This window comes from Glycomyces halotolerans (genome assembly GCF_054779575.1).
In genome coordinates this window covers 66,273-73,303 of sequence record NZ_BAAGXZ010000021.1, presented here as the reverse complement: position 1 = coordinate 73,303, position 7,031 = coordinate 66,273, and the positions used below count along the sequence as shown (strand labels likewise).

The window sequence follows — 7,031 nt, the reverse complement described above, 5'->3', positions numbered from 1 at the left end:
ACCGAGAGACGAACACCGACCCCGCCCCACCTCCCACCTCGTCATCGCCGCCAAACCACCCGCGCCATCCACCAACCCGCAACCCGAAGACACGACCTGACCACGCACCTACCTTGTCATCGCCGCCAAAGTACCGGAGCCATGCACCATCCGAGAGACGACAACCAGCACCACCCCGCCTGCTCCCTCGTGGTCGCCACCAACGAGCCCGCGCCACCCCCACCACCCGCCATCCCGAGCAGAACCCCGACGCACGCGGGGCCGAGTCCGGTCAGTCGCTTCGGGCGCTCAATCGGAGAGGGCGGCCGAAGCGGACCCGCACTCCGGGTGAGTAGAGCACGCTCACCAGGTCACCCAACGGCCCTGGCAGCCCAGCCGCGGCCACAAGTGTCTCGTCGCACTCGGTCAGGCGGGCTCGGTGCAGCGGCCAACGCGGGTGGCTGTTGGGCAGGTACATCGGACGGCCGAAGCGGTCGTGGTGCATGCCCCAGCGGGCAGTGAGGAAGTGTTCGAGTCCGCTCGGTTCCTCGAGCCGTTCACCGATCTGCACGGTTATGCGACTGTGTGCGCCGCGGGGTCCCGGCCAGCGCCGCACACTCGTGTATGTGATGCTGTCGCCCGCCGAGCGAACGGCCATGCGGGACCACGCGTACGGCAGCCTGAACCCGGCGCGTGCCGCCAGTACGGCCGGCAGACGGGAGGCGTCGAGCGAACGGAAGGCCACGCCGCGGCGACCGTGCTCGTCCACCGTGTAGATGCGGACGTTGGTCTCGGGAAAGGTTCCCAGGTATGGGATCGCGGGCAGTCGGAGCCATCCGGTGCGGTGCATGCGGAAGGCGACCAGGCCGACGTACGTGGCACCGTCGTGCGTGTCGGGCACGGTCCCGGCCGGAAGCAGACCGGTCACTTGTTCGGGAGTCACCGCCCAGTGCACGAAGGTCAGGTCGAGCCATGACTGGGTGAGCAGCGGCCTGGCGATCGGCTCGGGCCCATCGGGGTCCACCGGCTCCGGATGCGGGCTCGGGAACATCTCCCCAGCATAGGCCCGAATCCGCGCAGGCTGGGCGGCACTCGCATCGGGTCGGGAAAGGGAGGCATGGCAGCGGCGCCGCCGGGCATGCTGCTTCGTCGATCAAAGATCGAAATGGCAGGCCACACGGTGCCCGTCCCCGACCTCCCTCCAGACCGGGGTCTGGTCGGCGCAGATGTCCTGCGCCCATGGGCACCTCGTCCGGAACCGGCAGCCCGACGGCGGGTCGGCCGGTGACGGCAGGTCGCCTTTGAGGATGATGCGCTCGCGCGTCGCCTCCACCGCCGGGTCCGGTTGCGGCACCGCCGACAGCAGCGCCTTCGTGTACGGGTGGCGCGGGTTCTCGTAGATCGCCTCCGAATCGGCCTCCTCGACGATGGAGCCGAGATACATCACCCCGACCCGGTCCGACAGATGGCGGACCACCGCCAGGTCGTGGGCGATCACCAGATAGGTGAGACCGAACTCGTCCTGCAACTCCTCCAGGAGGTTCATCACCTGCGCCTGGATCGACACGTCGAGCGCGCTCACCGGTTCGTCGCACACGATCAGGTCCGGGCGCAGCATCAGCGCCCGCGCGATGCCCAGGCGCTGGCGCTGCCCGCCGGAGAACTCGTGCGGGTAGCGCTCGAGCACCGCCGAAGGCAGCCCGACCGCGTCCAGGGTCTCCTCGGCGAGTCGGCGCCGCTCCTCGCGACTGCCGACGCCATGGACTTTGAGCGGTTCGGCCAGCAGCATCTCGACGTTGTGCCGCGGGTTGAGCGATCCGAGCGGGTCCTGGAACACCATCTGCATCCGCGACCGGAAGCGGCGCAGCGCCTCCGGCCGCAGCGCCGTCACCTCGGTATCGCCCAGGGTCACGCGCCCGGCGGTCGGTTCTTCGATGCGCAGCACGGCCCTGCCGAGGGTCGTCTTGCCGCAGCCGGACTCGCCGACCAGTCCGTACGTCTCACCGGAGCCCACGCTCAGGCTCACTCCGTCCACGGCCCGCACGTGGCCGACCGTGCGTTCGACGACGACGCCCCTCCGGATCGGGAAGTGGACTTTCAGGTCGTCGACTTCCAGCAGGTTCATCGCGTCGTCGCTCCGGTTCGGTTCGGTGGTCGTCTCGGCGGTCATGCGAGCTCCTCGGCCCTCACGCAGCGGTGCGCGTGCGCCGCCCCCACCAGCGGCGGGTCGCCGTCGACGCAGGCCTCGGCGACCCGGTCGCAGCGCGGAGCGAACGCGCAGCCGTCGTTCCAGCGGATCACGTCCACGATCGATCCCCGGATCGGTTTGAGCGGCTCGTGCATCGGCAGGTCGAGGCGCGGAATCGAGTTGAGCAGGCCGACGGTGTACGGGTGGGTGGGCCGGGCGAACAGGTCCGCGGCCGGCGCCGACTCCACCACCCGGCCCGAGTACAGGACGTTCACCTCGTCGCACAGGCCCGCGACGACGCCGAGGTCGTGGGTGATCATCAGCAGCGCGGTGCCTTCGGTGTCGACCAGGTCCTTGAGCAGCTCCAGGATCTGGGCCTGGATGGTGACGTCGAGGGCCGTGGTCGGCTCGTCGGCGATGAGGAGCCGCGGCGCGCAGGCCACGGCGATCGCGATGAGGACTCGCTGCCGCATCCCGCCGGAGAGCTGGTGCGGGTACTCCCCCAGTCTCCGAGCCGGATCGGGGATGCCGACGCGGTCGAGCAGGTGCGCGGCCTCGCTCCTGGCGGCCGCCCCGCGCAGGCCCCGGTGCCGTTCGAGGACCTCGGTGATCTGCCTGCCGATCGGCACGACCGGGTTCAGGCTCGAAAGCGGGTCCTGGAACACCATCGCCAGGTCGGGGCCGCGGCGGCGGCGCAGCTCCGAGCGCGGCAGGCCCAGCAGGTCGACGCCGTCGAAGCGCGCGCTGCCGGAGACCGCGGCGCCGCGCCTGGGCAGCAGGCCCATGATCGCCAGGCTCGTGACCGACTTGCCGCAGCCGGACTCCCCGACCAGGCCGACCACCTGTCCTTCGTCGACGCGGAAGTCGACCCCGTCCACGGCCGTGGACGCTCCGAAGGCGACCCGCAGGTCCTCCACTTCAAGCAGTGCCACTACTGCTGCCTCCTCAGCCTCGGGTCGAGCGATTCGCGCATGGCCTCACCGAGCAGGGTGAATCCGAGCGCGGTGACGATGATGCCGACGGCCGGGTAGATCGCCAGCTGCGGTGCCCCGGACAGGAACCGCTGCGCGTCGGCGAGCATGGTGCCCCACTCCGGGTTGCCGGGATCGGGGTTGCCCAGGCCCAGATAGGACAGGGCCGCGGCCTCGATGATCGCCGTCGCCAGCACCAGCGTCGCCTGCACGATCACCGGCCCCAGCGAGTTGGGGAAGATGTGCGAGATGACGATGCGGGCCTTGGGGACGCCGAGGGAGATCGCTGCGAGCACGTAGTCGGAGTGCGCCTGCGCCAGCATCGAGCCGCGCAGGAGCCTGGCGAAGATCGGGATCTGCGCGACCCCGACGGCGACCATCACCGTCGTCAGGCTCGGCCCCAGCAGCGCGGCGACGCTCAGCGCCAAAAGCAGCATCGGGATCGCCAGCGCGATGTCGACGGTGCGCATGATGACCGCTTCGACGCGTTCGCCCCAGCGGCCGCCGAAGGTGCCGGAGGCGGCGGCGATGCCGCCGACGAGGGCGCCGGCGGCGAAGCCGATGAGGGTGGCGACGACGCCGACGAGCATGGTCTGGCGGGCGCCGACGATCATGCGGGAGAACATGTCGCGGCCGAGGTGGTCGAGTCCGAACCAGTTCTCGGCGCGGGGTCCGGGGAAGACGTTGCGGTTGAGGAAGACTTCGTCGCCCCAGGTCTGGGCGGTGGGGTCGTGGGGGGCGATGAAGGGTCCGAGGACGGCGACGAGGAAGAACAGCGCGACGATCGCCGCGCCGCTGATGGCCATGGGGGATCGTTTCATGCGGCGCAGGGATTGGCGCCAGAGTGATCCGGATTGGGCGGCTCGGGCTTCGGCGGTGGCTTCGATGAGCCGGTCGAGTTTCTCGATTTTGGCGGGTGTCACTTGCGCACTCTCACTCTCGGGTCGAGGAGGCCGTAGGAGAGGTCGACGATGAGGTTGAGGACGACGAAGGACACGGCGATGATGAGGATGAATCCCATGAGGGCGGGGTAGTCGCGTTCGGTGGTGGCCTGGTAGACGAAGGAGCCGACGCCGCCGAAGGAGAAGACGCTTTCGGTGAGGACGGCGCCGGCGAAGAGGCTGCCGAGGAGGAGGCCGATGACGGTGACGACGGGGAGCATGGCGTTCTTCATGATGTGTCGTCCGCGGATGGTGCGTTGTCGGAGGCCTTTGGCGTCGGCGGTGCGGACGTAGTCTTCGTCGAGGACTTCGAGGACGCTGGCGCGGGTGATGCGGGTGATGACGGCGAGCGGGATGGAGGAGAGGGCGAGGGCGGGGAGGACGAGGTGCATGAAGGCGTCGGCGGCGACGTTGAGTTCGCCGGTGATGAGTCCGTCGAGGATGCGCAGTCCGGTGATGTCGGTGTATTGGAGGCCTGAGGAGAGTCTTCCGAAGGTGGGGAAGAGGCCGAGGTTCTGGGCGAGGAGGACTTTGAGCATCGCGGCGAGGAAGAAGACGGGGGTGCAGATGCCCAGGAGTGATCCTGAGACGGCGGCGAAGTCGAGCCAGGTGCCGCGTTTGCGGGCGGCGAGGTAGCCCAGGGGGATGCCGATGCCGATGGCGATGGCGATGGCGAACAGGGAGAGTTCGATCGTGGCGGGGAGGCGGTCGGCGAGTTCGGTGGTGATGGGTCGTCCGCTGGAGAGGCTGGAGCCGAAGTCGAGGCGGGTGATGCGTGCGAGGAATTCGCTGTATTGGACCCAGATGGGCTCGTCGAGTCCGAGGGCTTGTCGCAGCGCCTCCCGCTGCTGGTCGGTGGCGTCGTCGGGGAGCATGCGGTTCTCTGGTCCGCCCGGGAGGGCTTTGAACCATGCGAACAGCAGCAGGGTGAGTCCCGACAACGCCACCGCCAGCTGCAGGAGGCGTCTGACCGTATAGCGCAGCATGTTCTGCTATCTACTCGTCGGTGTCTATGCCGCGGCGAAGTACAGCTGTGAGAAGTCTTCCTGCGTGAGCGGGGAGACGTCCATGGGGTAGATCTCGGGGGCGAAGGCGATCGAGGGCGGTGAGTGGGAGATCGGCAGGCCGGGGAGTTCCTCCATGATCAGTTCGTTGAGTTCGGTCCAGTGCTGGGTGCGGGTGTCGGGGTCGGGTTCGGCGGCGGCTTCGGCGAGTCCGTTGAAGATGTCGGGGTTGTCGAAGCCCCATTCGGTGGTTTCGGTGGAGAACCAGGTGCCGAGGAAGTTGTAGGCCTCGTTGAAGTCGCCGGTCCAGCCGAGCAGGTAGAGGGGGCATTCGCCGCTGCGGGTGGCGGGGATGTATTCGACCCAGGTGATGGGTGTGGCTTCGACGGTGACGCCGGCGGTTTCGAGGTCGGCGGCGATGATGTCGAAGATGTCCTTGGGTGCGGGCATGTAGGGGCGGGTGACGTCGGTCGGGTAGCAGAACTCGAGGGTGAGGTCTTCTTGGCCGGCTTCGGCGAGGAGTTCTTCGGCCCGCTCGGGGTCGTAGTCGTAGGTGGTGACGTCGTCGGAGTGTCCTTCGAGGCTGGGGGGCATGAATTGGGTGGCGACGGTGCCGCCGGGCGGGAGGACGGAGTCGACGATGCGTTGGCGGTCGACGGCGTGTGAGAGTGCTTCGCGGACGGTGTGGTCGGCGAGTTCGGGGTAGGTCTGGTTGTAGGCCATGTAGAGGATGTTGAAGACGCCGCGGACGGGGACTTGGAATCCGGCGTCGGTCAGGGGGTTGACGTCGGCGGGGGCGACGAGGTCGTAGCCGTGGATGTCGCCGGCTTCGAGGGCCTGGCGGCGGGCGGTCTCGTCGGAGATGGTGCGGAAGATCAGGGTTTTGACCTTGGCGGTCTCGCCCCAGTAGTCGTCGAATCGCTCGAGGGTGATGGCCTGTTCGCTGTGGTCCCATTCGGCCAGTCGGTAGGGGCCGGTGCCGGCGAGGACGTCGGCGGTCTGGGTGTATTCGGGGAGTGCGTCGTCGGCGCTTTGGATTTCGTCGTCGGTGATCTGCGCGAGGGAGCCGGGGCTGACGATGGCGGTGGTGGCCATGGAGAACGCGCCGGGGAAGTTGGCGGTGTACTGGTGGATCTTGATGGTGGCGGTGAGGCCGTCGGCTTCGCAGCCGGCGTAGTTGGTGTCGGCCTCGATGCCCATGTCGGGGTCGTTCTCGGCGAAGCCGTTGAAGAACTTGGTGTAGTAGTACGTGAAGTTCTGCGACTGGTAGGCGCCGGTGAAGTTGTTCCAGCGGTCGAAGTTGGCGCAGACGGCGGCGGCGTCGAGGGGGGTGCCGTCGTGGAAGGTGACGCCTTCACGGAGGTGGAAGGTCCATTCGGTGCCTTCGGGGTTCTGTTCCCAGCTTTCGGCGAGGCCGGGGACGATGTCGGTGCAGTCGTGGTCGAGGAGGGTGTCGAAGACCTGGCGGGTGACGCGGAAGGTTTCGCCGTCGGAGGCGAAGACGGGGTCGAGGGACGAGGGGTTGCCGGGGGTGCCGAAGACGAAGGGGGTGTTCTCGTTGGCGTCCTGGTCGGGTGCGCGCTCGGTGTCTTCTCTTTCGGGGCAGGAGAAGTCGAAGTCTTCGGCGGACTGGGCGTCCTGGTCGGTGTCGCCTTCGCCGCCGCATGCGGCGAGGAGGCCGAGTGCGACGGCCGCGGCGGCGGTGGCGCCGAGGGCGCGTCTGGGGAGGGTGGGTCGAGACGTGCGCATAGGTTGTTCACCCGTCATTCGTTGGGTTTTCGGAGGTACCAGACAGCGTAGGGCACGGTGAGTTACACCACTGTTAAGCGTTATACAACCGTGATCGTTTCGGCAACGATTGTTACCTATGGTGCGCAACCGGGACGGACGGCGGGCGTTGTTGCGGGGCAAGGGATCCGGGTGCGGGCCGCTCATGGGCCGGGTACGC

Annotated in this window: 6 protein-coding genes; all 6 read right to left on the bottom strand. The window is 68.3% G+C overall.

What is annotated here, in order from left to right; all coding sequences use genetic code 11:
- Positions 1–271: 271 nt before the first annotated feature.
- Positions 272–1,030: a YqjF family protein gene (locus tag ACYVL2_RS16410; protein ID WP_460545255.1), complete on the bottom strand. Its 759-nt coding sequence runs from the start codon at positions 1,028–1,030 to the stop codon at positions 272–274.
- 102 nt (positions 1,031–1,132) lie between these two features.
- Positions 1,133–2,149, bottom strand: a complete 1,017-nt coding sequence (locus tag ACYVL2_RS16405) for an ABC transporter ATP-binding protein (protein ID WP_460545253.1) — start codon at positions 2,147–2,149, stop codon at positions 1,133–1,135.
- Positions 2,146–3,099, bottom strand: a complete 954-nt coding sequence (locus ACYVL2_RS16400) for an ABC transporter ATP-binding protein (RefSeq protein WP_460545251.1) — start codon at positions 3,097–3,099, stop codon at positions 2,146–2,148. The genes ACYVL2_RS16405 and ACYVL2_RS16400 overlap by 4 nt, the downstream gene beginning before the upstream one ends.
- Complete coding sequence (locus ACYVL2_RS16395; protein WP_460545249.1) at positions 3,099–4,061, bottom strand: ABC transporter permease; 963 nt, start codon at positions 4,059–4,061, stop codon at positions 3,099–3,101. Before ACYVL2_RS16395 ends, ACYVL2_RS16400 begins: the two co-directional genes overlap by 1 nt.
- Complete coding sequence (locus tag ACYVL2_RS16390; protein ID WP_460545247.1) at positions 4,058–5,065, bottom strand: ABC transporter permease; 1,008 nt, start codon at positions 5,063–5,065, stop codon at positions 4,058–4,060. Before ACYVL2_RS16390 ends, ACYVL2_RS16395 begins: the two co-directional genes overlap by 4 nt.
- Before the next feature lie 24 nt (positions 5,066–5,089).
- Positions 5,090–6,832, bottom strand: a complete 1,743-nt coding sequence (locus ACYVL2_RS16385; RefSeq protein ID WP_460545245.1) for an ABC transporter substrate-binding protein — start codon at positions 6,830–6,832, stop codon at positions 5,090–5,092.
- Positions 6,833–7,031 lie beyond the last annotated feature (199 nt).

Coding starts and splice junctions, on each gene's coding strand:
- ACYVL2_RS16410 (WP_460545255.1), bottom strand. CDS start 1,030: ATGTTCCCGAGCCCGCATCCGGAGCCGGTGGACCCCGATGGGCCCGAG.
- ACYVL2_RS16405 (WP_460545253.1), bottom strand. CDS start 2,149: ATGACCGCCGAGACGACCACCGAACCGAACCGGAGCGACGACGCGATG.
- ACYVL2_RS16390 (WP_460545247.1), bottom strand. CDS start 5,065: ATGCTGCGCTATACGGTCAGACGCCTCCTGCAGCTGGCGGTGGCGTTG.
- ACYVL2_RS16385 (WP_460545245.1), bottom strand. CDS start 6,832: ATGCGCACGTCTCGACCCACCCTCCCCAGACGCGCCCTCGGCGCCACC.